A 26,951-nucleotide genomic window follows, 5' to 3' on the forward strand; every position below is an offset into this window, starting at 1 on the left:
GTTGCCTTGCCCCGGCGCGGGCCCGCTCAGCCGGTCAGCGAGGTCGCCTTCAGCCAGGCGAGGACCAGCAGCAGCGCCGTCAGGGCCACGCACACCCCCGCCTGGACCAGGGTGCGCCGCTCGTCGCGGGGCGCGTAGGCGAAGGCCGCCGTCACGACGCCGCCCGCCAGCAGTCCGCCGAGGTGGCCCTGCCAGGAGGTCAGCCCCGCGGAGATCACCAGCCACAGCAGCAGGCCCGCCATGGAGCGGTTGACCGCCCGCATGTCCTGGCCGAGGCGGCGGCCCATGACCCAGTAGGCGGCGCCGAGCCCGAAGATCGCGCCGGACGCGCCGACCGAGTACGACCCGGGGTCGAGCAGCAGCTCCAGCACCGAACCGCCGAGCGCGGACAGCAGATACAGGGCGGTGTAGCGGATGCGGCCCAGCTGGGTCTCCACGACCCGGCCGACGTTCCACAGCGCCACCATGTTGAGCAGGATGTGGGTGATCCCGAACGTGCCCTCGCCGGGCGTCAGATGCAGGAACGCGCCGGTCAGCAGCCGGTACCACTCGCCGTGCGCCACTCCCTCGGGGACATAGCCGGCGGGCGAGGCGCCCAGCATGGCGAAGCGGTACTCGAACTCCGGCCGGGCCAGCTCCACCAGGTAGGCGACCACGTTCAGCCCGATCAGCACGTACGTCACCAGCGGGACCGTGCCGACCGGGGCCCCGAACACGGTCCGCGCCTGCCGGACCGAACGGGCGCCCTCCTTCACGCACTCCACGCACTGGTGGCCGACGGCGGCCTCCCGCATGCACGACGGGCAGATGTGACGGTCGCAGCGGGTGCAGCGGACGTACGACTCCACCTGCGGATGACGGAAACAGGTGGTCACAGCGGACTCGGCGGCCACGGGCCGGCTCCTCGGATAAGGGAGGGAAAAGGGGGACGACAACGGGCCGGTGGGGCGGCAGCGATCAAAATAGCGAACCGGTGTGACCGGCGCGAAACAGTCGTCGTCCGTGGTGGTCCGTGGTCCCGGCTGCCGGCCCGCGCCGCCGGCGCCCGGCGGGATCAGGTGTCGCACTCCAGCACGGTGCGGCACAACCCGCACCGGGCCCGGACCCGCCCCCGCACCGGCAGCCTGATCCGCTGGTGGCAGGTCGGGCAGGGGAAGGAGACGCGCAGGTCGCCGGACGGGCCGGGGGCGAAGGAGTAGGGGCTGTCCGGCGGTGACGGCACGGCGTGGCGCCGGTCGTGGGCGTACCGGCGGCGGCCCGCCCAGCCCGCTCCCGTCAGCGGCGGCTGCTGCTCGTCCCGGCGCGCACGGGCCAGGCCCTTGGTGTACGCGGTGTAGGCCTGCGCGCTGGTGAACCACACCGAGGGGTCTTCCCGGAAGAGCAGGGACCGCTTGGCCAGCACGTAGCCGAACTCCTCCGGGGTGAGATAGCCCAGCTTCTGCGAGGAGACCCCGTCCTCCCGGTAGGCGTCCAGCAGCAGCCACCCCGCGCCCAGGTACGTCGTCACCGTGTCCGTGAGGATCTCGTTCTCCGCCGTCGTCGGGAAGGCGAGGTCGAGCCGGTGCAGATAGACGTGCGCCACCTCGTGGGCGAGCGCGGCCCCGATGTCCTCCCGGTGGGTGCGGAAACGGTCGTTGAGCTCCACGAAGTACTCGGGGCCCGCCGTCAGTTCGATGTTCGCCGCATGGGTCATCTCCCGGAAGCAGACGATCAGCCGCGCGTCCGGCAGCCGGAAGTGCCGCACGATCTCGTGGGCCACCCGCTGCGCCCCCAGATGGAGGTCGTCGGTGTCGCAGAACGCCACGTCGGCGGGGACCACGCTGGCCGAGAACGTCTGCACGGTGGTCGGCGACAGCCGCCGGTACAGCGCGTTGATCGCGGCCCGCACCGTCTCCAGGTGCGGGAACCCGTGCTCCACCGGCCCGCCGTTCGCCACGTCGGCACCCCCAGAATGGCCCCCTGTGGGCCCCTTCCCAGGGTATGCGCCCGTGGGCCCGGCGCCCCCGCTCACACCGGCAGCAGCCGCACCGCCCCCGCGTCCCCGTCCCGCGCGCCCTCCAGCTCCAGCACCCACACCTCGTTGGCCCCTTCGCGCAGCACCGGTCCGGGCACGTACAGCGACCGCTGCGGGCCCACCGACCAGTAACGTCCCAGGCAGAAGCCGTTGACCCAGGCGAAGCCGCGCGTCAGGCCGGGCAGTTCCAGGCGCGCGTCCCCGGCCGTACCGGACACCGTGGCCGTGCCCCGGTACAGGCCGGGGCCGCCGACCGCCGGGGGCGGCGCGCCGAACGGCACCGCCGACACACCGTCCTCGAACGCGTCCAGGTCCAGTCCCCGCGCGCGCACCCCGTGCAGGTACTGCCGCTCGTGCAGCACGCCCCCGGTGATCCCCTTGGCCTCGCCGACCAGCGGTCCGTAGTTCACCCGGCCCAGGGACTCCACCCACAGCTCCACCCGCGCCGGACCCGCGACGGGGTCCTTCAGCCGCGGCTCCTCCCCGGTGAGCACCCCGGCCCGCTCGCCGTCGACGTACACCACGGCCAGGTCGCGCAGCCCCCGCACCCGCAGCGGATACGGCCGGCGCGGCCCGGGCACGTCCACCTGGTAGCGCACCAGGCCCCGGGTGACGCCCAGTTCCTCGAAGGAGGGCGGCCGGGGGGAGCACGTCTCGGCACCGCCCAGCGCCTCCAGGACGGCGTCGAGGGGAGCCCAGCCGGTGAGGAGGACATCGGCCGGGCGGTCCAGGGCGGCGGGGGGCGGCGGGAGTTCGGGCAGCGGGCCCGCCCGGTGCCCGGCCAGCACCTCGCGGAAGCGCCAGAACTTCTCGGTGGGGCGGCCGTACTCGTCCACGGGGGCGTCGTAGTCGTACGACGTCACATCCGGCAGCAGCGCGCCCTCGTGCAGTTCGCCGTCGCGGTTGGCGCCCGCCCAGCCGCCGAAACTGGTGCCGCCGTGCGCCATGTAGAGGTTCACCGAGGCGCCGCACTCCAGGATCTCGCGCAGCGCCCGCGCGGCCTCGTCCGGGTCGCGCACGGCACTCCCGCCGGACCAGTGGTCGAACCAGCCGCACCAGAACTCCATGCACATCAGCGGCCCTTGGGGGCGGTGCCGGCGCAGCGCGGCGAACGCCTCGCGCGCGTGGGAGCCGAAGTTCGCCGTGGCGAGCACCCCGGGCAGCGAACCGCCGGTCAGCATGTGGTCCTCGGGGCCGTCCGAGGTGACCAGCGCGGCGGTGACGCCCTCGGCGCGCAGCAGCCCAGCCAGTTCGGCGAGGTAGCCGGCGTCCGAGCCGTAGCTGCCGTACTCGTTCTCGACCTGCACCAGGATCACCGGGCCGCCGCGGTCGGCCTGCCGGGAGACGATCTCGGGCAGCAGCCGGCGGAACCAGTCGCGGACCGGGGCGAGGTACCGCTCGTCCCGGGTGCGCACGCGCGTGCCCAGCCCGGCCGTCAGCCACGCCGGCAGCCCGCCGTTCTCCCACTCGGCGCAGATGTAGGGACCCGGCCGCACGATCGCCCACAGGCCCGCCTCGCGCACCGCGTCCAGGAACCGGCCGACCGTCGCCACGTCCCGGTACCTCCCCGGAGCCGGCTCGTGCAGATTCCACGGGACGTACGTCTCCACGCAGTTCAGGCCCATCGCCCGCAGCATCGCCAGGCGGTGCCGCCACTGCTCCTCGTGCACCCGGAAGTAGTGCAGCGCGCCGGACAGTAGCCGCACCGGCCGCCCGTCCAGCAGGAAGTCGGTCTCGCCCACCGTGAACTCGCTCATGCCGCACAGCCTCACCCCTTCCGGTGCCCCGCGCCATGGACGAAGATCGGCACCGCTTGGACAAAACCGGCCGCCGCCGACGCCGGGAGGAGCAGCGGTGTACCAGACCTGGATGCGGTTCTTCAGCCCCGGCCCGGCGCACCACCGCCTCGGCCTGGTCTGCCTCGGGGTGGGGCTCCAGCACGGCGCGCTGCCCACGGTCGGCCCGCGCACCCTCGACCACCACGTGGCTGTCGTGATCGGCTCCGGCGCCGGCTGGTACCGGGGCGCCGACGGCCGCCGTACGACGGTCACCGCGCCCGCGCTGCTCTGGCTCACCCCCGGGGTGCCCCACCACTACGCCCCCGACCCGGACACCGGCTGGGACGAGGGCTTCGTGGACTTCGCCGGGCCCGCCACCGCCACCTACACCGAACTCGGCTACATCGAGTCCGGGCGGCCCGTGGTGCCGCTGTCCGACGCCGCAGGGCCGCGCGCGGTCGTCGCCCGCATCGCCCGCGCCGCCCGCCGCGGCAACCCGCTGCTGGAGGTGGAGACCGGCGCCGCCGTGCACGAACTCCTCGTCGCGCTGCGCCGCGCCCGCGCCGACCTCGCCCCCGACGGCGACCACGTCCTCGAAGCCCTCGCCCGGGACGCCTGCAGCCCGCTCAGCGTCGCCGACCACGCCGCCCGGCACGGCATGACCACCGCCGAACTGCGCGGCGCGGTCCGCCGGGCGGCCGGCTGCACTCCCAAGGACTATCTGCTCGGCATCCGGCTCGGCCGCGCCAAGGAACTGCTCGCCGCCACCGAACTGCCCGTCGCCGCCGTCGCCCGCCGGGTCGGTTACGACGATCCCGCGTACTTCTCCCGGCTGTTCACCCGCCGTGTCGGTCTCGCCCCGGTCCGCTTCCGTGCCCAGCAGGGGCGCAGCGTCCCCGGCGGCTGGAGCGACCGGGTCCCCGACCCCGACGATCCGCCCATGGTCGGCCCCGCGTGACCGGCGCCGCCCGACCCCCGGTGACCAGCCGTGACGCGCCCGCCCCCGCCCGGTGGCCCGCTGCGCGATCCACTCCTCGGACACCAGGTGAAACCGCCCCGCCGACCACATACAGTGGGCGCCCATGACCACCAGCAACACGGGTACCGGTGCCGTGGACCCCGAGGTCCGTCAGGAACTGGAGCGGCTGCGCGACAGCATCGACAACATCGACGCGGCCGTCGTCCACATGCTCGCGGAGCGCTTCAAGGCCACGCAGCAGGTCGGCCGGCTCAAGGCGGTGCACCAGCTGCCGCCCGCCGACCCGGCCCGCGAGGCCCGGCAGATCGAACGGCTGCGCAGGCTCGCCGAGAGCGCGAAGCTCGACCCCGCGTTCGCCGAGAAGTTCCTCAATTTCATCATCGCCGAGGTGATCAGGCACCACGAGCGCATCGCCGAGGACACCAACGGCAACTGAAACCGGTGCAACGGTGAGCAAAACGGCGGTCCGGGCAATAGCCGTGTAACGCTCCCCCTCTGTGCGCTGTCGGTCCCATCAGGCAGCATGGCGTGCATGTCCGTACTCACGCGCGACGAAGCGCAGCTCCGAGCACAGTTCCTCGACGTCCACCGCTACACGGTCGAACTGGACCTCACCACCGGGGACGAGACCTTCGGCTCCCGCACGGTGATCCGGTTCACCGCACGGTCCGCCGGGGACACGTTCGTCGAGGTGAAGCCCGCCGAGCTGCGCTCCGTCACGCTCGACGGACAGCCCCTGGACCCGGGGTCGCTGCACGAGGACCGGCTGCCGCTGGAGAACCTCACCGAGGGCGAGCACGAACTGCGCCTCGACGCGGTCATGCGCTACTCGCGCACCGGTGAGGGCATGCACCGCTTCACCGACCCGAGCGACGGCGAGACGTACCTCTACACGCAGTTGTTCATGGACGACGTCCAGCGCATCTTCGCCGCCTTCGACCAGCCCGACCTGAAGGCCGTCTTCGAGGTGCGGGTCAAGGCGCCCGAGGGCTGGAGCGTGCTCGCCAACGGTGTCACAGAGCAGCGCGCCGACGGCGTCTGGGAGGCCGCGCCCACCCCGCCGATCTCCACCTACCTGGTCGCCGTCGCGGCCGGCCCCTGGCACTCGGTGCGCACCGAGCACCGCGGGCTGCCCTTCGGCATCCACTGCCGCCGCTCCCTCGCGCCTTACCTGGACGCCGACGCCGAGGAGATCTTCGAGGTCACCCGCGCCTGCTACGACCGCTACCACGAGAAGTTCGAGGAGCCGTACCCCTTCGACTCCTACGACCAGGCGTTCGTCCCCGAGTTCAACGCGGGCGCCATGGAGAACCCGGGCCTGGTCACCTTCCGCGACGAGTTCGTCTACCGTTCCGCCGTGACTGACACCGAGCGCCAGACCCGCGCCATGGTCATCGCGCACGAGATGGCCCACATGTGGTTCGGCGACCTGGTCACCCTCAAGTGGTGGGACGACATCTGGCTGAACGAGTCCTTCGCCGAGTACATGGGCTACCAGACCACGGCCGAGGCCACCCGCTTCACCGACCCCTGGACCGAGTTCGGCGTCACCCGCAAGGCCTGGGGCTACGAGGCCGACCAGCGCCCCACCACCCACCCGGTCGCCCCCGAGAACGTGGACGACACCGCCTCCGCCCTGCTCAACTTCGACGGCATCTCCTACGCCAAGGGCGCCTCCGCGCTGCGCCAGCTGGCCGCCTGGCTCGGCGAGAAGGACTTCCTCGCCGGCATCAACACCCACTTCGCCCGGCACAAGTTCGGCAACGCCACCCTCGCCGACTTCATCGACTCCCTGGCCTCCGCCACCGAACGCGACGTGCGCGCCTGGGCCGACAGCTGGCTGCGCACCACCGGCGTCGACACCCTCACGCCCGTGGTCGAGACCGCCGACGGCGCCTGCACGCTGAGTGTCGAGCGCAAGGGCGGCCGCCCGCACCACCTCGTCGCCGGGCTGTACGACCACGACGTCGCCGACGAGGGCCGGCTGGTGCTGCGCGAGCGCGTCGGCCTCGACGTCCCGCAGGACGCCCCGCGGCCCATCGGCAAGCGCCCCGCGCTGCTCCTGCTCAACGACGAGGACCTCACCTACGCCAAGGTCCGCTTCGACGCCGGGTCCGCCGAGACACTGCGCACCAGCCTGTCCGGGCTGCCCGACCCGCTCACCCGCGCGATCGTGTGGAACGCCCTGCGGGACGCGGTGCGCGACGGCGAACTGGCGCCCACCGCCTACCTGGAGACCGCCCGCGCCCACCTGCCGCGCGAGACCGACCTGGCCGTCGTGCAGGGCGTGCTCGCCTTCGCCACCGGCCAGATCGCCGACCGGTACCTGCCGGCCGAGGAGCGCCCGGCCGCCCTGGCCACCCTCACCGCCCTCTGCCGCGACCTGCTGCGGCGCACCGAGGACGGCGACCACCCCGGCCTGCGGCTGATCGCCGTGCGCCACCTGATCAGCGTGGCCGCGCACCCGGACACCATCGCCGCCTGGCTCGCCGACGGCACGGTGCCCGGCGGCCCGGAACTCGACCCCGAGCTGCGCTGGCGCATCCTCGCCCGGCTCGCCGTGCTCGGCGCCACCGACGAGGCCGCCATCGCCGCCGAACTGGCCCACGACCCCAGCGCCACCGGTCAGGAGGGCGCCGCCCGCTGCCGTGCCGCGCTGCCCGACGCGGAGGCCAAGCGCGCCGCCTGGGCCGCGATGTTCACCGGCGACGAGCTGTCCAACTACCTGTTCACGGCCACCGCGCAGGGCTTCTGGCAGCCCGAACAGGCCGAGCTGGTGCGGGAGTACGTGCCGCGCTTCTACGAGGACGCGGTCCCGCTCGCCGCCCGCCGCGGCCCCGCCATCGCGGCCGCCGCCGGCCGCTACTGCTTCCCGGCCCACTTCGTCGACGCCGGGCATCTGCGGCTGGGCGAGGCCTGCCTGGAGGGCGCCGACCTCACCCCGGCCCTGCGCCGGGGCATCGCCGACCAGCTGGACGACCTGGCCCGCGCCCTGCGGGTGCGCGAGGGCGGGAAGCGGCAGTAGGCCGCGGGGCGTAGGGCGCGGCTCGTCCTCGGTGACGATGCGGCGCCCCTTCCCCCTCCCTAGGCTCGGTGGACCACAACGATCGACCGAGCCCTGGAGGCGACATCGTGATCGCAGTGACCGGCGCGACCGGAAACGTCGGCCGTGCCCTGGTGGACCGGCTCCTCGCCGCGGGGGAGCCGGTACGGGCGCTCACCCGCGACCCGGAGCGGGCCGCCCTGCCCGAGGGGGCCGAGGTGGTGCGGTTCCGCACGGAGGAGCCCGCCGCGCTGTTCGACGGGGTGACGAAGCTCTTCCTCTACGCCCAGGCCGTCACCCCGCAGCTGCTGGCGGCGGCCCGCGCGCACGGCGTCCGGCACGCCGTCCTGCTGTCCAGCGGCATCATCGCGGACGGCGCCGACGAGACCCACCCGATCCACGTGCTGCACGCCACCGCCGAGCGGCAGATCCGCGAGAGCGGGCTGGCGTGGACCTTCCTGCGGCCCAACGCGTTCGCCACCAACGCCCTCCAGTGGGCGCCGCAGATCCGCGCCGGCGACACCGTGCGGGGCGTCTACGCGGGCGCGCGGTCGGCGCCGATCCACGAGGACGACATCGCGGCCGTCGCCGAGCGCGTCCTGCTGGACGACGGCCACGAGGACGCCGTGCACCGCATCACCGGCCCGGCGGCGACGACCAACGCGGACCAGGTCGAGGCGATCGGCGCCGCCGTGGGCCGGGACCTGACCTTCGTGGAGGTCGACCCGGAGCAGGCGGGCCCCGAGCTGTTCCCGCACGTGCCCCCGCAGATGCTCGGGCGGCTGCTCGCGACCTTCCGGGAGTCCGTGGGCGTGCCCCCGGAGATCACCTCCGCCGTCGAGCGGATCACCGGCACCCCGGCCCGCCCCTTCAGCCGGTGGGCCCAGGACCACGCGAAGGACTTCGGCGCGTAGCGGCGTCCCGCCGCAGCACCGCCCGCCGTACGCCGCCCTCCCGTGGTCCGGTCCGGCGGTTCGCGCCGGCCGGGCGGGGCTCCGGGTCGAGGGCGAACCCGAGCCGTTCGAGGAAGCGTTCGCCGGGCCGCCAGCCGGGCGGGACCGTCGCCGTCACCTCTGTGGCGTCCCCGGCCCGGGACAGCAGGGCCTCGGCCAGGGCGCGGCCGAGGCCCCGCCCGCGCGCCCAGGGGGCCAGCAGGAACAGACCGACGGCGACGGCGCCCGGCCGCGGATGGCCGCGCACCGCGTCCACCACGCCCGCGACCACCCCGTCCCGCTCCAGGACCAGCAGCACCTTGTCGTCCGGGTGCGCGCCCTCGGGCAGGGCGTAGAACAGGCTCTGCACGTCACCCGGCGCCGACGGCAGGCCCGTGGCCGCCGTGAACCAGTCCTCGCACTCCTCGAACAACCGCAGCAGCGGCGCCTCGTCCGCGGGGCCCAGCTCGCGCACCAGCACCCGCTCGCCGGGCACGTCGATCATCCACGTGTCCACCATCCGGCCGACGGTAGCGACGCGCGTCCCGGTCCGCATCCCCGTTCCGACAGGTTTTCCCCGTACGGCAGTACCCACTTCCGGGTTCCGCTCGTTGAGCATTCGGGACACACGCCCCTCTTCCCGTACCACCCGGAGTCCACGCGGCGCGCCGCCCGGCGGCCCCGCGAGCGGAGGCCAGCCCATGCCGATCGAGCCCCTCGCCTCGGGTCCCCACGGCCCCGACGCCCTCCGGCCGCTCCTCGACACCGTGTTGGAGGCGCTCGCGCAGGGCCGGCGGGCCCGCGGCGGCCCGCTGCCCGCGGGCGGGCCCCGGGCCGTCGCCCGCCGGGTCGCCGACGCGCTCGGCGAGGTACTGCCCGAGGAGGGCGACCCGGACGGCCTGCGCCTGCTGGTGGCGGCCCTCGCCGAGGGGGCCGCCGACCCCGCCGACCCGCTGTGCGCCGGCCATCTGCACTGCCCGCCGCTCGCCGTGGCCACCGCCGCCGACCTCGCCGTCAGCGCCCTCAACCCCTCCCTCGACTCCTGGGACCAGGCCCCCGGCGCCGCCACCCTGGAAGCCGTCGTCGCCGGGACCCTCGCGCGGGCGGCCGGCCTGGCCGACGCGCTGGTCACCACCGGCGGCACCGAGTCCAACCAACTCGCCCTGCTGCTCGCCCGCGAGGCGTACGGCGGCAGCGTCCGCCCCGTCTGCGCCGCGTCCGCCCACCACTCGCTGGCCCGCGGCGCCTGGCTGCTCGGCCTGCCCGACCCGGTCGTCCTCCCGGCGCCCGGCGGCACCCTCGACCCGGCCGCCCTCGACGCCGCCCTCACCGACCTCTCCGGCCCCCTGCTGGTCGCGGCCACCGCCGGCACCACCGACGCCGGCCTGATCGACCCGCTGCCCGAGATCGCCGCCCTGTGCGCCGCCCACGGTGCCCGGCTGCACATCGACGCCGCCTACGGGGGCGCTCTGCTCTTCAGCGACCGGCACCGGGCCCGGCTCGCCGGGCTCGACGCCGCCCACACCGTCACCCTCGACCTGCACAAACTCGGCTGGCAGCCGGTCGCCGCCGGCCTGCTCGCCGTCGCCGACCCGGGCGAGCTGGCCGTGCTCCACCACCACGCCGACTACCTGAACGCCGACGACGACACCGAGGCCGGCTTCCCCGACCTGCTCGGCCGCTCCCTGCGCACCACCCGCCGCCCCGACATCCTCAAGGCCGCCGTCACCCTCAGGACCCTCGGCCGCCGCGGACTCGGCGCCCTGGTCGACCAGGTCTGCGACCGGGCACACGAGTTCGCCGCGCTGGTACGCGCCCACCCCGGCTTCGAGCTGTACGACACCCCCGTCGTCAGCACGGTCCTGTTCCGCCCCGCCGACGCCGACGACGCCACCGTGGCCGCCGCCCGCCGGAACCTGCTGCACGAGGGCCGGGCCGTCCTCGGCCGCGCCCGGCTCGACGGCCGCCTCTGGCTCAAGGCCACCCTCCTCAACCCCCACACCCGCCCGGACGACCTGGCCCACCTGTTGAAACTCGTCGAAGGAAGCACCCCCGGATGATCCCCACCACCGCTCCCCGGACCGCCCTCGCCCCGCGCCGCGACCCCGACGCCCCCCGCGACCTGGTCGGCATCGGCATCGGCCCCTGCAACCTCTCCCTCGCCGCCCTCGCCCAGCCCCTGCCCGAACTCGACGCCGTCTTCTACGAACAGCGGCCCGGCTTCAGCTGGCACCCCGGCCTGCTCATCGAGGGCTCCACCATCCAGGTGCCCTTCCTCGCCGACCTGGTCACCCTCGCCGACCCCACCAGCCGCTGGAGCTTCCTCAACTACCTCAGAACCCGTGAGCGGCTGTTCCCCTTCTACTTCTCGGAGCGCTTCCACATCCAGCGCGCCGAGTACGACGCCTACTGCCGCTGGGTCGCCGAAAGCCTGCCCGGACTGCGCTTCGGCCACCAGGTGGACTCGGTGCGCTGGAACGCCGGACGGGGCCTGTTCGAGGTCGACTTCACCCAGCTGGACGCCGACGGCGAGGCCGACGCCCTCGGCCGCGCCTACACCCGCAACATCGTCCTCGGCGTCGGCACCGTCCCCCATGTGCCCGCGCCCCTCAAGCCCATGGTCGACGCCGCCGGCCTGCCCGTCGTGCACGCCGCCGACTACCTCGACCACCGCGACGCCGTGCTCGCCGCGGGCCACATCACCGTCGTCGGCTCCGGGCAGTCCGGCGCCGAGATCTTCCTCGACCTGCTGCGCCACCGCCCGGTCGGCGAGGAGCGGCTGCACTGGATCGGCCGCAGCGCCGCGTTCGCGCCGATGGAGTACTCCAAGCTCGGCCTGGAACACTTCACCCCCGACTACACGCGCTACTTCCACGCCCTCGCCGAACCGGTGCGCGACCGGCTCGTCACCGACCAGTGGCAGCTGCACAAGGCCGTCGACGCCGGCACCCTCGCCGCCATCCACGACGAGCTGTACCGGCGCACCCTGAGCGGCGGCTGGCCCGACGCCGTGCTCACCCCCGGGGTGCGGGTGCGCACCGCGGGCCGGATCGCCAACAACAAGGTCGAACTCCATCTGGAGCATCTCCAGGAGGGCAGCCGCTCCCGGCTCGCCACCGACGCCGTCGTCCTCGCCACCGGCTACCGCCAGCGCCCCCTCGACCGTCTGCTGGCCGCCCTCGACCCGTATCTCCGCCGCGACGGCGGCGACCGCCCGCGCGTCGACGCGGACTTCCGCCTCGACCTGGACCCCGCGGTGACGGGCTCCGTCTACGTCCAGAACGCCGAACTGCACACCCATGGCGTCGGCGCCCCCGACCTCGGCCTGGCCGCCTGGCGGGGCGCCACCATTCTCAACTCACTGACCGGAAAGGACCCCTATCCGCTGCCGTCCCGGACGGCTTTCACCACCTTCGGCCTGCGTGAATCGCATTCCGCCGTCCCGCAAGCCCGGCATGCGCCCCAACTCACCCCGCTGGCCGAGGAGGGATAAGGCATCGGCCCGCCGGTTTCGAGCCACCCGGAAATTGCTCATAGGAGCGGCCGTCCGCACAATTCAACACTTGTCAATAAGGTTTCACGTAAAGGTTGTTGAGTGGTCATGCGGCCCGGAATCTCTACCGGCGGGTAAGTCATAGGCTCGAACCATGCGCCGAGCAAAGATCGTTTGTACATTGGGGCCCGCCACCGACTCGTACGCCCAGATCAAGGCACTGGTCGAGGCCGGAATGGACGTCGCCCGCTTCAACCTCAGCCACGGCACTCGCGCCGAACACGAGGAGCGTTACCAGCGCGTGCGCAAGGCTGCCGACGAAACCGGCCGCAGCGTCGGAATCCTCGCCGACCTTCAAGGCCCGAAGATCCGCCTCGGCCGTTTCGACGAGGGCCCGGTACTGCTTGAACGCGGTGACACCTTCACCATCACCGTCGAGGACGGCGTGGCCGGCGACCGCCACGGGTGCGGCACCACCTACGCCGGCCTCGCCGGCGACGTCGCCCCCGGTGAGCGCGTCCTGGTGGACGACGGCCGGGTCTGTCTGGAGGTCACCTCCGTCGACGGCCCCCGGGTGCGCACCCGGGTCGTGGAGGGCGGCATGGTCTCCGACCACAAGGGCCTGAACCTGCCCGGCGTCGCCGTCTCCGTGCCGGCCCTCTCCGAGAAGGACGAGGAGGACCTGCGCTGGGCGCTGCACACCGGCTTCGACATCGTCGCCCTCTCCTTCGTGCGCAGTGGTGACGACGCCCGTGTGGTGCGGCGCATCATGGCCGAGGAGGGCCGCCGCCTCCCGGTGATCGCTAAGATCGAGAAGCCGCAGGCGGTGGCGAACCTGGACGACATCGTGGCCGCGTTCGACGGGCTGATGGTCGCGCGCGGCGACCTCGGCGTGGAGATGCCGCTGGAGCAGGTGCCGATCGTCCAGAAGCGCGCCATCAAGCTCGCCCGGCGCAACGCCAAGCCGGTCATCGTCGCCACCCAGATGCTCGACTCCATGGTGGACAACTCCCGCCCGACCCGCGCCGAGGCCTCCGACGTGGCCAACGCGGTCCTCGACGGCACCGACGCGGTGATGCTGTCCGGCGAGACCAGCGTCGGCAAGTACCCGGTCGAGACCGTCCGCACCATGGCGAAGATCGTCACGGCGGCGGAGGAGGACATGCTCGCCAAGGGGCTGCCGCCGCTGACCGAGCGGAACAAGCCCCGCACCCAGGGCGGCGCGGTCGCCCGGGCCGCCGCCGAGATGGGCGACTTCCTCGGCGCCAAGTTCCTGGTGGCCTTCACCCAGTCCGGGGACACCGCCCGCCGGCTGTCCCGTTACCGGCCCCCGATCCCGCTGCTGGCCTTCACCCCCGACCCGGCCACCCGCTCCCAGCTCAGCCTCACCTGGGGCGCCGAGACCTTCCTCGGCCCGCACGTCGACTCCACCGACGCCATGGTCGACCAGGTGGACGAACTGCTGCTGAAGTACGGCCGTTGCGCGAAGGGCGACGTCGTGGTGATCACGGCCGGCTCCCCGCCCGGGGTCTCCGGCTCCACCAACATGGTCCGGGTCCACCACATCGGCGAGGACGACAGCCCGGGGGAATGAACCGGGCCCGGAACGCGAAAAGGGCCCCTTCCCGAAGGGGCCCGCAGAAATCGGTGATCACCGAACCGGTGACCTTGGAACACAAGGAAAAGTGCCCCGGGTCGGACTCGAACCGACACTGTACGGGTTTTGAATCCGTTGCCTGCTGCCAATTGGGCTACCGGGGCTCGCAGAATCCAAGGTTTCCCCCGACCCTCCGCGCGTCCACCATACCGTAGCTAGGTAGGCTCTTGTCAGCAGTACCCCTGCCCTGAACGAGGAGCCCCCGTGACCGCCGAGTCGCCCCAGCCCGTAGACGCGCCCGACGACGACAAGTCGCACGTGCCTCCGCTGACGACCCGTGTCGTCATCGCCGAGGACGAGGCCCTGATCCGTCTCGACCTCAAGGAGATGCTGGAGGAGGAGGGCTACAGCGTCGTCGGCGAGGCCGGCGACGGCGAGCAGGCCGTCGAGCTGGCCCGTGAGCACCGTCCCGATCTGGTCATCCTCGATGTGAAGATGCCCAAGCTGGACGGTATCTCCGCGGCCGAGAAGATCGCCGAGGAGTCGATCGCGCCGGTCCTGATGCTCACCGCCTTCTCCCAGCGCGACCTGGTCGAGCGGGCCCGGGACGCCGGTGCGATGGCCTACCTGGTCAAGCCCTTCAGCAAGAGCGACGTGGTGCCGGCGATCGAGATGGCCGTCTCCCGCTTCACCGAGCTGAAGCAGCTGGAGCAGGAGGTCGCCGACCTCACCCAGCGCCTGGAGACCCGCAAGCTGGTCGACCGCGCCAAGTCGGTCCTGCAGACCGAGTACGGCCTGACCGAGCCGGCCGCCTTCCGCTGGATCCAGAAGACCTCCATGGACCGCCGCATGTCGATGCAGCAGGTCGCCGAGGCCGTGATCGCGGACAACGAGGAGAAGAAGGCCGCGAAGAAGGACTGAGCGGCCCGCACGCGACGGCGATGCCCGCGCCCCCCTTGCCGGGGGCGCGGGCATCGTCGTGGAGCGGCGGTGTCAGTCCTCGCCGAGGTAGGCCTTGCGGACCGACTCGTCGTGCAGCAGCTCCTGTCCGCTGCCCGACAGCACGATCGAGCCGACCTCCATCACATGGCCCTGGTCGGCGAGCGAGAGCGCGGCCTGCGCGTTCTGCTCGACCAGCAGGATCGTGGTGCCCTGGGACTTCAGCTCGGCGATCGTCGCCATGATCTTCTGCATCATGATCGGCGACAGACCCATGGACGGCTCGTCCAGCATCAGCAGCTTGGGACGGGACATCAGCGCCCTGCCCATCGCCAGCATCTGCTGCTCGCCGCCCGAGAGGGTGCCCGCGGCCTGCTTGCGCCGCTCGCCCAGGATGGGGAAGAGGTCGTAGGCCCGCTGGATGTCCTGCTCGATGCCGTCCTTGTCCTTGCGCAGGAACGCCCCGAGCTGGAGGTTCTCGGCGATGCTCAGCCGCGGGAAGATGTGCCGGCCCTCGGGGGAGTGGGCGAGCCCGAGGGCGACGATCTTGTGCGCGGGGACGCCGGCGAGCGGCTTGCCGTCGAAGAGGATCTGCCCGCCGACCGGCTTGAGCAGTCCCGACAGGGTGCGCAGGGTGGTCGTCTTGCCGGCGCCGTTGGTGCCGATGAGGGTCACGACCTGGCCGGCCTCGACGCTGAACGAGATGCCCTTGACGGCTTCGATCTTGCCGTAGGCGACCCTGAGGTCCTCGACCTGGAGCAGTGCGGTCACCGGGCCTCTCCCTCCGTGCTGTCGGCGGTCCCGGCCGCCTCGACCTCCGCGGCCTCCGCCGCGCCCGGCTCGCCCTCGAAGGGCTCGCCCAGATAGGCGGCCACGACCCGCTCGTCGGCCTGGACGACGTCGGAGGTGCCCTCGATCAGCTTCTCGCCCTGCACGAGTACGGCGACCCGGTCGCACAGGTTGAAGATGAACCGCATGTCGTGCTCGATGACGAGGACGGCGATGCCCTTGTCCCGGATGGCGAAGACCAGTTCCTCGGTGGTCCGGGTCTCCTGCGGGTTCATGCCGGCCGTCGGCTCGTCCAGGAGCAGCAGCCCCGGCTCGCTGGCCAGGGCCCGCGCGATCTCCAGCTTGCGCTGCTCGCCGTAGGGCAGGTTGCGCGCCAGGTGGTCGCGCTTGCCGGCGAGGCCGACGAAGTCGAGCAGTTCCATCGCCCGCGCCTCGGACTCCCGTTCGGCCTTGCGGAAGCCGGGGCCGCGCAGCAGCGCCGACCACAGGCCCTCCTTGGTCCGCGTGTGGCGGCCCACGAGGACGTTCTCCAGCACGGTCATGTTGGCGAAGAGCCGGATGTTCTGGAAGGTGCGGGCGATGCCCGCCTGCGTCACCAGGTGCGGCTTGGGCGGCAGCACCTTGCCCTGGTAGGCGACCGTGCCCTCGGTGGGGACGTACAGGCCGGTGAGGCAGTTGAAGAAGGTGGTCTTGCCGGCGCCGTTCGGCCCGATCAGGCCGACGATCTCGCCGCTGTTCACCGTGAAGTCCACGGACCGTACGGCGGTCAGGCCGCCGAACCGCATGGTGACGTCACGGGCTTCGAGTACAGGTGTCGTCATGGTTCCTTACGCCCCTGCCTTGGTGACGGTCGCCCCGTCGGACAGCGTCGTCTGTGCCGGTACGTCGAGCTGGCCGGTCTCGTGGAACTCCAGCTTCTGGCGGCGGTTGGCGATGATGCCCTCCGGCCGGAACCGCATGAGCAGGATCAACGCGACGCCGAAGGCGAGCAGTTCGTAGTTCTGCAGGAACTGGAGCTTCTCCGGGACCAGGTACAGGACGCTCGCGCCGAGCAGCGGGCCGCTGACGGTGCCCATGCCGCCGAGGACGACGGCGGCCAGCAGGAAGGCCGAGTTGGGCGGGGCGGCGCCGGCGAACTGGTAGGGCTGCGGGTTGACGCTGTAGTTCACGTGCGCCATCACGGTGCCGGCCAGGCCCGCGAGGGAGGCGCCGAGCGCGAACGCGATCAGCTTCACCCGGAAGCCGTTGATGCCCATGGCGGTCGCGGCGGTCTCGTCCTCGCGGATGGCGATCCAGGAGCGGCCGATGCGGGAGTCGGCGGCGCGGGTGAAGACGAGCACCACGATGGCCGTCACGATCAGCATCAGGAACAGGTAGTTCGCGAACCGGCCCAGGGTGAACCCGGCGATCTGGTGCTGGTCGCCGAGGTGGAACCCGAAGATGCTCAGGTCCGGGATCTGCGTGATGCCGTTGGGACCGCGGGTGATGTCCGGACCGGAGTCGCCGTCCAGGTTGTTGACGGCGATGCGGAAGATCTCACCGAAGCCGAGGGTGACGATGGCCAGGTAGTCGCCGCGCAGCCGCAGCGTCGGGGCGCCGATGAGCACACCGAAGACCAGTGAGGCGGCCATGCCGGTGAGGGCGGCGGCCCAGAACGGGAAGTGCACCCCGGAGAAGCGGGAGTACTCCGAGCCGGAGACCAGGGCGGCCGCGTAGGCGCCGACGCCGAGGAAGGCGACGTAGCCGAGGTCGAGCAGGCCGGTCAGGCCGACCACGATGTTCAGGCCCAGGGCGACCGTGGCGAAGATCAGGATGTTGACGCCGATGTTGGCGTTGTGGTCGTCGCTCTGGGTGAAGGGGAAGATCACGGCGGCGACGAAGGCGAGCGTGGCCGCGAAGCCCTTGTGTCGCGCGGAGAGGGCGGAGTAGCGGTCGACGAGTCCGGCGTGGATGAGACCCCAGGAGGCGAAGACGATCACCAGCAGGAAGCCGATGAAGGTCTCGCTGTCGTCGTCGTTGATGCCGATGCCGTAGGTGAAGACCACCAGCGCCAGGGCGGTGCCGATGGTGATCACGGCGCGCTCGACGAGCCCGGAGCGCGTGCCCGCGCGCGGCTGGTCCGGCTTGGTGAAGTAGCCGCGCGGACCGGTGCCGGGGGCCGGGTGGGGCAGGGCGAGGGCGCCGATGACGGGCAGGGCCGAGGCGGCCATGGCCACCCAGGCGCCGGGGTCGAGGTTGACCAGGCCGCCGAGGTCGACCGCGATGGCGATGCCGGTGAACCAGCAGACGGTGAACGCGGACAGGGTGATCAGGAAGACGGGACTGGTGGCGCCCGCGGGGTTCAGCCGGTCGAGCCCCTTCACCCGCCACAGGCTCAGCCCGTACAGCAGGGTGAGGGCGCCGGCCACCAGGGCGAGGATCTGGAGTCCGGCCGGGTAGCCGTAGATCGTCAGGTTGCCGGGGAAGTCCGGGGTCCAGGTCCAGCTCATGAAGGCGCTGGCGATGGTGCCGACGGCGCCGATCACGACGAGCAGCCGGGCGGCGGCCGGCGGGAGGGGTATCGGGCCGCGGTCGGCCCGGCTCGGGGTGGTGGTGTCGGTCATGCTGCTCACGCCCTGTCCGCGACGCGTTCGCCGAGCAGGCCCTGTGGCCTGAAGAGGAGTACGAGGATGAGGAGGACGAAGGCCCACACCGCGGCCCAGCCCTGGCCGCCGAGCTGCTGCATGCCGGGGATGTCCGCGATGTAGGCGGTGGCCATGGCCTCGGCGAGACCGAGGACGAGACCGCCGAGCATGGCGCCGTAGATGTTGCCGATGCCGCCGAGGACGGCCGCGGTGAACGCCTTCAGACCGGCGATGAAGCCCATGTCGTAGGAGACCGAGCCGTACTTGAGGCCGTACGCCGTGCCCGCGACCGCCGCGAACAGGCCGCCGATGGCGAACGCGACGACGATGATGCGGTTGGTGTCGATGCCCATCAGCTGGGCGGTGTCCGGGTCCTGCGCGGTGGCCTGCATGGCGCGGCCGGTGCGCGACAGCCGCACGAAGAAGGCCAGGACCGCCATGCACACGGGGGCGGCGACGATCAGGAAGACGTCGCCGCTCTGGATGGTGATCGAGCCCAGGTGGTAGGGCCCGAAGGGGAGCTGGGGGAAGACCCGGGCGGTCTTGGCGTTCGGGTACAGGTTGAAGACGAGCTGCTGGAGCGCGAGCGAGAGGCCGATGGCCGTGATCAGCGGCGCGAGGCGTGGCGCGCCGCGCAGTGGCCGGTAGGCGAAGCGTTCGGCGCCGACGGCGATGAGGACGGCGACCAGGGCGCCGCCGACGAGCATCGCCGGCAGGGCTATCCACATGGATATGCCGTCCGGGAGGGCGAGGTAGACCGTGAGGGCGCCGAAGCCTCCCGTCATGAAGATCTCGCCGTGAGCGAAGTTGATGAGCTGGACGATGCCGTACACCATCGTGTACCCGATGGCGATCAGGCCGTACATCGAGCCGAGGAACAGCCCGTTGGCCAGCTGCTGCGGCAGGGTGTTCACCGCATGGCCTCCATGTGGTGGGGAGAGTCAAGGTGGCGGTAGAGGGCGGGCCGCGCGGTGACGGTGGTCGGTGCCGCGCGGCCCTGGTGCTGCGGTGTGTTCCGGGACTACTTCGGGTTGGCCGTACCGCTCTTGACGGACTTCCACACGCCGTTGACCACCTGGTAGACGGTCAGCTGCTTGTTGGTGGTGTCGCCGTACTCGTCGAACGAGATCTTGCCGGAGATGCCGTCGAAGCTGTTGTGCTGGACGGCGTCGACGACCTTGGCACGGGCGTCGTCCGGGATCTTGCCGTCCTTCACGACCTGGCCGACGGCCTTGATGATCGCGGTGGTGGCGTCGTAGGAGTACGAGCCGTACGTGCCGTAGTCGCCCGGGTACTTCTTGGCCTTGTAGGTGGCCACGAAGTCCTTGGCGGCGGGCAGGGTGTCGACGGGGACGCCGATGGAGGTCACCAGGTCGCCCTCGGCGGCCTTGCCGGCGGTCTTGATGTAGGTCGGGGTGAACATGCCGTCGCCGCCGAACAGCGGGATCTTGGCGCCGGCGTCCTTGAGCTGCTTGGTCAGCACCTGGGACTCGTCGTACTGGCCGCCGTAGTAGAGCAGGTCGGCGCCGGAGTTCTTGATCTTGGTGACGAGCGTGGAGAAGTCGCGGTCGCCCACGCTGACGTGGTCGGTGCCGATGACCTGGCCGCCCTGCTTGACGAACTGCTCCTTGAAGAGCTTGGAGAGGCCCGCGCCGTAGGTCTGCTTGTCGTCGACGACGAACGCCTTCTTCTTGTGCAGGCCGTTGTAGGCGTAGTCCGCGGCGAACGCGCCCTGGAGGGCGTCGGTGGTCGCGGTGCGGAAGTAGGTCTTGAACGGACGGACCTTCTTGGTCTGCCAGTTCTTGCCCTGGGTCAGCTCCGGGGCGGTGTTGGACGGGGAGATCTCCACCAGGTTGGCGGTGTCGAGCACCTGCTGCATCTGCGTGGCCACACCGGAGTTGAGCGGGCCGACCACACCGAGGACGTCCTTCTCGGCGACCAGCTGGGTGGCGTTCTGCTGGCCGGTGGCGGGGATCGCCTTGTCGTCCAGCGCCTTGACCTTGAAGGTGACGCCCGGGACCGTCTTGTTCTTGTTCGCGTCGTCCACCGCGATCTGGGCGCCGTACTGGATGCCGAGGCCCGTCGCGGAGTTCTGGCCGGTCAGCGGCGCGTCCACGCCGATGGTGACCGTCACGTTGCCACTGTCGCCGCCCTTGCCGTCATTGTTGCGGGAGCCGCAGGCGGTGAGAGTCAGAGCTCCGGTCGTCAGCACGGAGGTAAGAATCACCAGAGAACGCTGTCGCACAATCGATCCTTTCCGCGGGCATGGGCGGTCCCTTCGAGGGACGGCGAAGTGCCGCGTCGGTACCGAACTCCCGTTGGAGCGGTGACTGGCCGTGACTCTAAGCCCGCTATGGAGACCTGAGCATCGCCGTGCGCGCGCTTGTGACTTTCTTGTTATGACGGGATGGACGGATGAGTTCCGGCGGGGATACTCTCGGCCGGTTTGGCGGAATTTCCGTGAGGTCCACATTTTGAGAATGCGCACTTCCGGTTGGCCGTGGGCCTGCGGGCCCGGCACGGTGGGCCCGCAGGGCCGGAAGCCGCCCGGAAAGATCACCCAAAGGCCTGCCCGCGCGAGGGAAACAAGGGTGCTTATTGCATCCGTGTTACGCAGTGTTACAGGCGGAAAGAAAGGTGTGTCATACAGGAATTACGGGTGGCCGGACACCGATATATCCGCACTGATCCGATGTGCCCACCAGGCCCGGACGGTGGAATTCCGTTTCTCTGCCGCACGGGAAGAAAAGGCGGCAAAAAACGAGAAAGGCCCGGTCAGCCCCCTGTCGGGGGCGGACCGGGCCTTTGTCCGGCGGGCCGTCAGGCGGAGGCGGGCTCCTGCGCGCCGTCCTGCGGCCGGACGTCGCGCAGCATGCAGGTCAGCCGGGCGCTGCACACCCGGCGGCCCTGCTCGTCGCTGATCACGATCTCGTACGTCGCCGTCGACCGGCCCCGGTGGACGGGCGTGGCCACGCCGGTCACCAGGCCCGAGCGGATCCCGCGGTGGTGGGTGCAGTTGAGGTCGACGCCGACCGCGACCTTGGTGCTGCCGCCGTGCAGCATGGCGCCGACCGAGCCGAGGGTCTCCGCCAGCACCGCCGAGGCGCCGCCGTGCAGCAGGCCGTACGGCTGGGTGTTGCCCTCCACCGGCATGGTCCCGACGACCTTGTCCGCGGAGGCCTCGACGATCTGCACGCCCATCCGCGTACCGAGGTCCCCGGCCGAGAACAGGGCGGGCAGGTCCACGCCGAGCGCCGCGTACTCGTCTATGACCTCCTGCGGGAATCTCACCTGCTGCTGCTCGCCCATGGGCCGGCTCCGTTCGTCATACACCTGTCTCTGGCTGAGCGAACGCTCAGTCGGTCGCCGATTGTTCCAGACCGCCTTCCGCGTGCGCCTCCAGGCGTACGATCACCGACTTGCTGGCCGGGGTGTTGCTGGTGTCCGCGGTCGCGTCCAGCGGCACCAGCACGTTCGTCTCCGGGTAGTACGCCGCCGCGCAGCCCCGGGCCGTCGGGTAGAGCACCACCCGGAACCCGGGCGCCCGCCGCTCCACGCCGTCCCGCCACTCCCCGACCAGGTCCACGTACGCGCCCTCGGCGAACCCGAGCGCGCGCGCGTCCTCCGGGTGCACCAGCACCACCCGGCGGCCGCCCTTGATGCCCCGGTAGCGGTCGTCCAGGCCGTAGATCGTGGTGTTGTACTGGTCGTGCGAGCGCAGCGTCTGCAACAGCAGCCGCCCGGCGGGCAGTTCGGGGAACTCCACCGGTGCCGCGGTGAAGTTCGCCTTGCCGGTGGCGGTCGGGAAGCGGCGCTCGTCGCGCGGCGCGTGCGGCAGCGCGAAGCCGCCGGGCCGGGCCACCCGCGCGTTGAAGTCGGCGAACCCGGGGACCACCCGCCCGATCCGGTCGCGGATCGCCGCGTAGTCCTTCTCGAACTCCTCCCACGGCACCACGCTGCGCTCCCCGAGCACCGCGCGCGCCATCCGGCACACGATCGCCGGCTCGGACAGCAGATGGGCGCTCGCGGGCGCCAGCCGGCCGCGCGAGGCGTGCACCATGCCCATCGAGTCCTCGACGGTCACGAACTGCTCGCCGCCCGCCTGCACATCGCGCTCGGTGCGGCCGAGGGTGGGCAGGATCAGCGCCCGCGCGCCCGTGACGGTGTGCGAACGGTTCAGCTTGGTCGACACGTGCACGGTCAGCCGCGCCCGCCGCATCGCCGCCTCGGTCACCTCGGTGTCCGGGGAGGCGGAGACGAAGTTGCCGCCCATGGCGAAGAACACCTTCGCCTCGCCGTCGCGCAGCGCGCGGATCGCCCGTACGACGTCGTACCCGTGCTCCCGGGGCGGCGCGAAGCCGAACTCCTTCTCCAGGGCGTCCAGGAACTCCGGGGCGGGGCGCTCGAAGATGCCCATGGTGCGGTCGCCCTGCACGTTCGAATGGCCGCGCACCGGGCACACGCCCGCCCCCGGCCGGCCGATGTTGCCGCGCAGCAGCAGGAAGTTGACCACCTCGCGGATGGTCGGCACGGAGTGCTTGTGCTGGGTGAGGCCCATGGCCCAGCAGACGATGGTCCGCCGCGAGGCGAGCACCATCTCCAGCGCCCGCTCGATCTCCGCGCGGCTCAGACCGGTCGCGGTGAGCGTCTCCTCCCAGTCGGCGGACCGGGCGGCTTCGGCGAACTCCTCGAAGCCATGCGTGTGTTCGCGGACGAACTCCTCGTCGACCGCGCCCTCGGTCTCCAGGATCAGCTTGTTGAGGAGCCGGAAGAGCGCCTGGTCGCCGCCGATGCGGATCTGGAGGAACAGATCGGTGAGCGCGGCGCCCTTGACCAGGCCCTGCGGGGTCTGCGGGTTCTTGAACCGCTCCAGACCCGCCTCGGGCAGCGGGTTGACGCTGACGATCTTCGCGCCGTTGGCCTTGGCCTTCTCCAGCGCGGAGAGCATGCGCGGGTGGTTGGTGCCCGGGTTCTGGCCCGCGACGATGATCAGGTCGGCCTTGTACAGGTCCTCCAGCAGGACGCTGCCCTTGCCGATGCCGATGGTCTCCGACAGCGCCGAGCCCGAGGACTCGTGGCACATGTTCGAGCAGTCCGGCAGGTTGTTCGTGCCCAGCTCGCGCGCGAAGAGCTGGTACAGGAACGCCGCCTCGTTGCTGGTGCGGCCCGAGGTGTAGAAGACCGCCTCGTCCGGGGAGCCGAGCGCGGCGATCTCCTCGGCGATGATGCCGAAGGCGCGCTCCCAGGTGACCGGCTCGTAGTGCGCCGCCCCCTCGGGCAGGTACATGGGGTGGGTGAGCCGCCCCTGCTGTCCGAGCCAGTACCCGCTGCGGGTCGCCAGCTCGGCGACGGGGTGCGCGGCGAAGAACTCCGGGGTGACCCGGCGCTTGGTGGCCTCCTCGGCCACCGCCTTCGCGCCGTTCTCGCAGAACTCCGCGGTGTGCCGGTGGTCCGGCTCCGGCCAGGCGCAGCCCGGGCAGTCGAAGCCGCCCTTCTGGTTCACCCGCAGCAGCGTCAGCGCGGTGCGCCGCACGCCCATCTGCTGCTGGGCGATGCGCAGGGTGTGTTTGATGGCCGGCAGCCCCGCCGCCGCGTGCTCCGGCTCCGCGACCTGCGGCGCGTCCTGCACCGGATCGCCCTTGGGCGGCTTCGTCGCCATCGCAACGCTCCCCTTCGACTGCGTGTGCCGTGTACGCAGGGATCCTCCCACGAGGGGGTGACGGCGGGTACGGCTGCCTCGGCCCTCCTTCCGCCCGGTCGTCCCGCCGTGCCGTGACGCCGGTCACCGCGCGCGGGGCCCGCCCGGCGATGGCGGACGGTCCGGACTGTCGGTGGGGCGTGGCAGGATCGGTGGCGTGGCAGAGAAAGCATCGAAGAAGACCGACCAGACCCCCGGCGGTACCCGTCCCCGGCTGATGCTCATGGACGGGCACTCGCTGGCCTACCGCGCGTTCTTCGCGCTGCCCGCGGAGAACTTCACGACCGCGACGGGCCAGCCGACGAACGCGATCTACGGCTTCGCGTCGATGCTGGCCAACACCCTGCGCGACGAGGCGCCCACCCACTTCGCGGTGGCCTTCGACGTCTCCCGCAAGACCTGGCGCTCGGAGCGCTTCACGGAGTACAAGGCGAACCGCTCCAAGAGCCCCGACGAGTTCAAGGGCCAGGTCGAGCTGATCGGCGAGCTGCTGGACGCGATGAACGCCCCGCGTTTCGCCGTCGAGGGCTTCGAGGCGGACGACGTCATCGCCACCCTCGCCACCCAGGCCGAGGCCGAGGGCTTCGAGGTGCTGATCGTCACCGGCGACCGCGACTCCTTCCAGCTGGTCAGCGAGCACACCACCGTGCTGTACCCGACCAAGGGCGTCTCGGAGCTGACCCGGTTCACCCCGGAGAAGGTCCAGGAGAAGTACGGGCTGACGCCCGCCCAGTACCCGGACTTCGCCGCCCTGCGCGGCGACCCGTCGGACAACCTTCCCGGCATCCCCGGCGTCGGCGAGAAGACCGCCGCCAAGTGGATCAACCAGTTCGGCTCCTTCGCCGAGCTGGTCGAGCGCGTCGACGAGGTCAAGGGCAAGGCGGGCCAGAACCTCCGCGACCACCTGGAGTCGGTCAAGCTCAACCGCGTCCTGACCGAGCTGGAGCGCCAGGTGGAGCTGCCCAAGGCGGTCACCGACCTGGAGCGCCTGCCGTACGACCGCAAGGGCGTCGCGATGATCCTGGACACCCTGGAGATCCGCAACCCGTCGCTGCGCGAGCGCCTGTTCGCGGTGGACCCCGGTGCCGCCGAGTCCGAGACCACGCCGGTCGCCGCCGAGGGCGTGGAGATCGACGGGACCGTGCTGCGCACCGGCGAGCTGGCCCCCTGGCTCGGCGAGCACGGCACGCGGCCCCTGGGCGTCGCCACCGTCGACACCTGGGCGCTGGGCACCGGCTCGGTCGCCGAGGTCGCCCTGGCGGCGGCCGGGGGAGCGGCCGCCTGGTTCGACCCCGCCGAGCTGGACGAGGCCGACGAGAACGCGTTCGCGGCCTGGCTGGCGGACGCGGAGCGCCCCAAGGTGTTCCACGACGCCAAGGGCGCCATGCGGGTCTTCGCCGAGCACGGCTGGCGCGTCGAGGGCGTGCGCATGGACACCGCGCTCGCCGCCTACCTGGTCAAGCCGGGCCGCCGCTCCTTCGACCTGGACGCGCTGTCGCTGGAGTACCTGCACCGCGAGCTGGCGCCGGCCGCCGCGGCCGACGGCCAGCTGGCCTTCGGCACCGACGAGGCCGCCGAGGCCGAGGCCCTGATGATCCAGGCCCGCGCCGTCCTGGACCTGGGCGAGGCCTTCGCGAGCCGCCTGGACGAGGTCGGCGCCGCCGACCTGCTGCGCGACATGGAGCTGCCCACCTCCGCGCTGCTCGCCCGCATGGAGCGGCACGGCATCGCCGCCGACCGCGCCCACCTGGAAGCGATGGAGCAGATGTTCGCCGGCGCGGTGCAGCAGGCCGTGAAGGAGGCGCACGCGGCCGCGGGCCACGAGTTCAACCTGGGCTCGCCCAAGCAGCTTCAGGAGGTCCTCTTCGGCGAGCTGGCCCTGCCCAAGACCAAGAAGACCAAGACCGGCTTCACCACGGACGCCGACGCGCTGGCCTGGCTCGCCACCCAGACCGACAACGAGCTGCCGGTGATCATGCTCCGCCACCGCGAGCAGGCCAAGCTCCGCGTCACCGTCGAGGGCCTGATCAAGACCATCGCGGGCGACGGCCGTATCCACACCACCTTCAACCAGACGGTGGCCGCGACCGGCCGGCTGTCCTCCACGGACCCGAACCTCCAGAACATCCCGGTGCGCACCGACGAGGGCCGGGCCATCCGGCGCGGCTTCGTCGTCGGCGAGGGCTTCGAGTCCCTGATGACCGCCGACTACAGCCAGATCGAGCTGCGGGTGATGGCCCACCTCTCCGAGGACGAGGGCCTGATCAGGGCGTTCACCTCCGGTGAGGACCTGCACACCACCGCCGCCTCCCAGGTCTTCGGCGTCCCGCAGTCCGCCGTGGACGCGGAGATGCGCCGCAAGATCAAGGCGATGTCGTACGGCCTGGCGTACGGCCTGTCCGCCTTCGGCCTCTCCCAGCAGCTGAACATCGAGGCGGCCGAGGCCCGTGCCCTGATGGACGCCTACTTTGAGCGGTTCGGCGGCGTCCGCGACTATCTGCGCCGCGCGGTGGACGAGGCCCGGGCCACGGGCTACACGGCGACCCTCTTCGGCCGCCGCCGCTATCTGCCCGACCTCAACAGCGACAACCGCCAGCGCCGCGAGGCCGCCGAGCGCATGGCCCTCAACGCGCCGATCCAGGGCACGGCCGCCGACATCGTCAAGATCGCCATGCTCAAGGTGGACGACGCGCTGCGGGCCGCGGAGCTGAAGTCCCGGATGCTGCTCCAGGTCCACGACGAAATCGTCCTGGAGATCGCCCCCGGCGAGCGCACCGCCGTCGAGGAGATCGTCCGCCACGAGATGGCCCACGCCGTGGACCTGCGCGCCCCCCTCGACGTCTCGGTCGGTGTGGGCCCGGACTGGGAGTCGGCGGCGCACTAGCCCGCCGCGCACCCGCCCCCGGCGCCGCGGTGCCTCGCGCCGCGGTGCGGGGCGGAGGCGCGGACCGCGTCCGGCGAGAGGGCCGCACTCCGGGGGAGTGCGGCCCTCTCGCCGGTCCCGGGGAACGCGGCGGTGCCCGCCCGCCGCAACCCGGGATCGCCCATTTTGTGCCCGCACCACA

20 protein-coding genes and 1 tRNA gene are annotated in these 26,951 nt (G+C 71.9%); 9 read left to right on the plus strand and 12 right to left on the minus strand.

Features of this window, described 5'->3' with window-relative positions:
• Nucleotides 1-26: 26 nt before the first annotated feature.
• The 3 genes from HZZ00_RS07925 to HZZ00_RS07935 all read right to left on the minus strand — a co-directional run bounded on the left by HZZ00_RS07925 (nt 27) and on the right by HZZ00_RS07935 (nt 3,771).
• Entirely contained in the window at nt 27-893 is an 867-nt protein-coding gene (locus tag HZZ00_RS07925; RefSeq protein ID WP_180331535.1) for a rhomboid family intramembrane serine protease, read from the minus strand.
• Between the two features lie 161 nt (nt 894-1,054).
• A complete protein-coding gene (locus HZZ00_RS07930; RefSeq protein ID WP_180331536.1) occupies nt 1,055-1,936 on the minus strand; it encodes a hypothetical protein in 882 nt (293 codons plus the stop codon).
• A 71-nt stretch (nt 1,937-2,007) separates the two neighbouring features.
• The gene (locus HZZ00_RS07935) at nt 2,008-3,771 is read right to left on the minus strand and encodes a beta-galactosidase family protein (protein ID WP_180331537.1); all 1,764 of its coding nucleotides are present in this window, start codon (nt 3,769-3,771) and stop codon (nt 2,008-2,010) included.
• 97 nt (nt 3,772-3,868) lie between these two features.
• Here HZZ00_RS07935 and HZZ00_RS07940 point away from each other — a divergent pair, with 97 nt between their 5' ends.
• The 4 genes from HZZ00_RS07940 (at nt 3,869) to HZZ00_RS07955 (ending at nt 8,728) form a co-directional block, all read left to right on the plus strand.
• Nucleotides 3,869-4,750 carry an AraC family transcriptional regulator gene (locus HZZ00_RS07940; RefSeq protein ID WP_180331538.1) on the plus strand — a complete coding sequence of 294 codons (882 nt, stop codon included), beginning with the start codon at nt 3,869-3,871 and terminating at the stop codon, nt 4,748-4,750.
• A 124-nt stretch (nt 4,751-4,874) separates the two neighbouring features.
• On the plus strand, nt 4,875-5,207 hold the full coding sequence (locus HZZ00_RS07945; protein WP_070028528.1) for a chorismate mutase: 333 nt from the start codon (nt 4,875-4,877) through the stop codon (nt 5,205-5,207).
• A 96-nt stretch (nt 5,208-5,303) separates the two neighbouring features.
• A complete protein-coding gene (pepN, locus tag HZZ00_RS07950) occupies nt 5,304-7,796 on the plus strand; it encodes an aminopeptidase N (RefSeq protein WP_180331539.1) in 2,493 nt (830 codons plus the stop codon).
• Nucleotides 7,797-7,903: 107 nt separating this feature from the next.
• Entirely contained in the window at nt 7,904-8,728 is an 825-nt protein-coding gene (locus tag HZZ00_RS07955) for an NAD(P)H-binding protein (protein WP_180331540.1), read from the plus strand.
• Here HZZ00_RS07955 and HZZ00_RS07960 read toward each other — a convergent pair.
• The gene (locus tag HZZ00_RS07960; RefSeq protein ID WP_180331541.1) at nt 8,685-9,266 is read right to left on the minus strand and encodes a GNAT family N-acetyltransferase; all 582 of its coding nucleotides are present in this window, start codon (nt 9,264-9,266) and stop codon (nt 8,685-8,687) included. The two genes, HZZ00_RS07955 and HZZ00_RS07960, sit on opposite strands and share 44 nt — an antisense overlap.
• Nucleotides 9,267-9,447: 181 nt before the next feature.
• Between HZZ00_RS07960 and HZZ00_RS07965 the strand changes: the two genes are divergently transcribed.
• From HZZ00_RS07965 to pyk, 3 genes are all read left to right on the plus strand, one after another.
• Complete coding sequence (locus tag HZZ00_RS07965; protein WP_180331542.1) at nt 9,448-10,806, plus strand: pyridoxal-dependent decarboxylase; 1,359 nt, start codon at nt 9,448-9,450, stop codon at nt 10,804-10,806.
• Entirely contained in the window at nt 10,803-12,239 is a 1,437-nt protein-coding gene (locus HZZ00_RS07970; RefSeq protein WP_180331543.1) for a lysine N(6)-hydroxylase/L-ornithine N(5)-oxygenase family protein, read from the plus strand. The genes HZZ00_RS07965 and HZZ00_RS07970 overlap by 4 nt, the downstream gene beginning before the upstream one ends.
• A 154-nt stretch (nt 12,240-12,393) precedes the next feature.
• On the plus strand, nt 12,394-13,833 hold the full coding sequence (pyk, locus tag HZZ00_RS07975; RefSeq protein WP_180331544.1) for a pyruvate kinase: 1,440 nt from the start codon (nt 12,394-12,396) through the stop codon (nt 13,831-13,833).
• Between the two features lie 92 nt (nt 13,834-13,925).
• Here the strand turns inward: pyk and HZZ00_RS07980 are convergent.
• A tRNA-Leu gene (locus HZZ00_RS07980) sits at nt 13,926-14,000 on the minus strand.
• A gap of 100 nt (nt 14,001-14,100) precedes the next feature.
• Between HZZ00_RS07980 and HZZ00_RS07985 the strand changes: the two genes are divergently transcribed.
• Nucleotides 14,101-14,757 (plus strand): ANTAR domain-containing response regulator, encoded by a 657-nt coding sequence (locus tag HZZ00_RS07985; RefSeq protein WP_070028521.1) that lies wholly within the window; start codon nt 14,101-14,103, stop codon nt 14,755-14,757.
• 72 nt (nt 14,758-14,829) lie between these two features.
• Here the strand turns inward: HZZ00_RS07985 and HZZ00_RS07990 are convergent, their stop codons facing one another.
• From HZZ00_RS07990 to HZZ00_RS08020, 7 genes are all read right to left on the minus strand, one after another.
• Nucleotides 14,830-15,546 (minus strand): ABC transporter ATP-binding protein, encoded by a 717-nt coding sequence (locus tag HZZ00_RS07990; RefSeq protein ID WP_070028520.1) that lies wholly within the window; start codon nt 15,544-15,546, stop codon nt 14,830-14,832.
• Nucleotides 15,543-16,385, minus strand: coding sequence for an ABC transporter ATP-binding protein (locus tag HZZ00_RS07995; RefSeq protein WP_180331545.1), 843 nt, complete (start codon nt 16,383-16,385; stop codon nt 15,543-15,545). Before HZZ00_RS07995 ends, HZZ00_RS07990 begins: the two co-directional genes overlap by 4 nt.
• A 6-nt stretch (nt 16,386-16,391) precedes the next feature.
• Nucleotides 16,392-18,167 (minus strand): branched-chain amino acid ABC transporter permease, encoded by a 1,776-nt coding sequence (locus HZZ00_RS08000; protein WP_180333423.1) that lies wholly within the window; start codon nt 18,165-18,167, stop codon nt 16,392-16,394.
• A gap of 5 nt (nt 18,168-18,172) precedes the next feature.
• Complete coding sequence (locus HZZ00_RS08005) at nt 18,173-19,102, minus strand: branched-chain amino acid ABC transporter permease (RefSeq protein WP_070028518.1); 930 nt, start codon at nt 19,100-19,102, stop codon at nt 18,173-18,175.
• 107 nt (nt 19,103-19,209) lie between these two features.
• Nucleotides 19,210-20,433 (minus strand): branched-chain amino acid ABC transporter substrate-binding protein, encoded by a 1,224-nt coding sequence (locus tag HZZ00_RS08010; protein ID WP_180331546.1) that lies wholly within the window; start codon nt 20,431-20,433, stop codon nt 19,210-19,212.
• Nucleotides 20,434-21,008: 575 nt separating this feature from the next.
• On the minus strand, nt 21,009-21,497 hold the full coding sequence (locus tag HZZ00_RS08015; RefSeq protein WP_180331547.1) for a PaaI family thioesterase: 489 nt from the start codon (nt 21,495-21,497) through the stop codon (nt 21,009-21,011).
• Between the two features lie 46 nt (nt 21,498-21,543).
• Entirely contained in the window at nt 21,544-23,847 is a 2,304-nt protein-coding gene (locus HZZ00_RS08020; RefSeq protein ID WP_180331548.1) for an FdhF/YdeP family oxidoreductase, read from the minus strand.
• 196 nt (nt 23,848-24,043) lie between these two features.
• On the opposite strand from HZZ00_RS08020, the gene polA reads away from it, so the two are divergent.
• Nucleotides 24,044-26,770, plus strand: a complete 2,727-nt coding sequence (gene polA, locus HZZ00_RS08025) for a DNA polymerase I (RefSeq protein ID WP_180331549.1) — start codon at nt 24,044-24,046, stop codon at nt 26,768-26,770.
• Nucleotides 26,771-26,951 lie beyond the last annotated feature (181 nt).

It is taken from the genome of Streptomyces sp. NEAU-sy36 (assembly GCF_013423905.1).
Classification (GTDB): Bacteria; Actinomycetota; Actinomycetes; order Streptomycetales; family Streptomycetaceae; genus Streptomyces; species Streptomyces misionensis.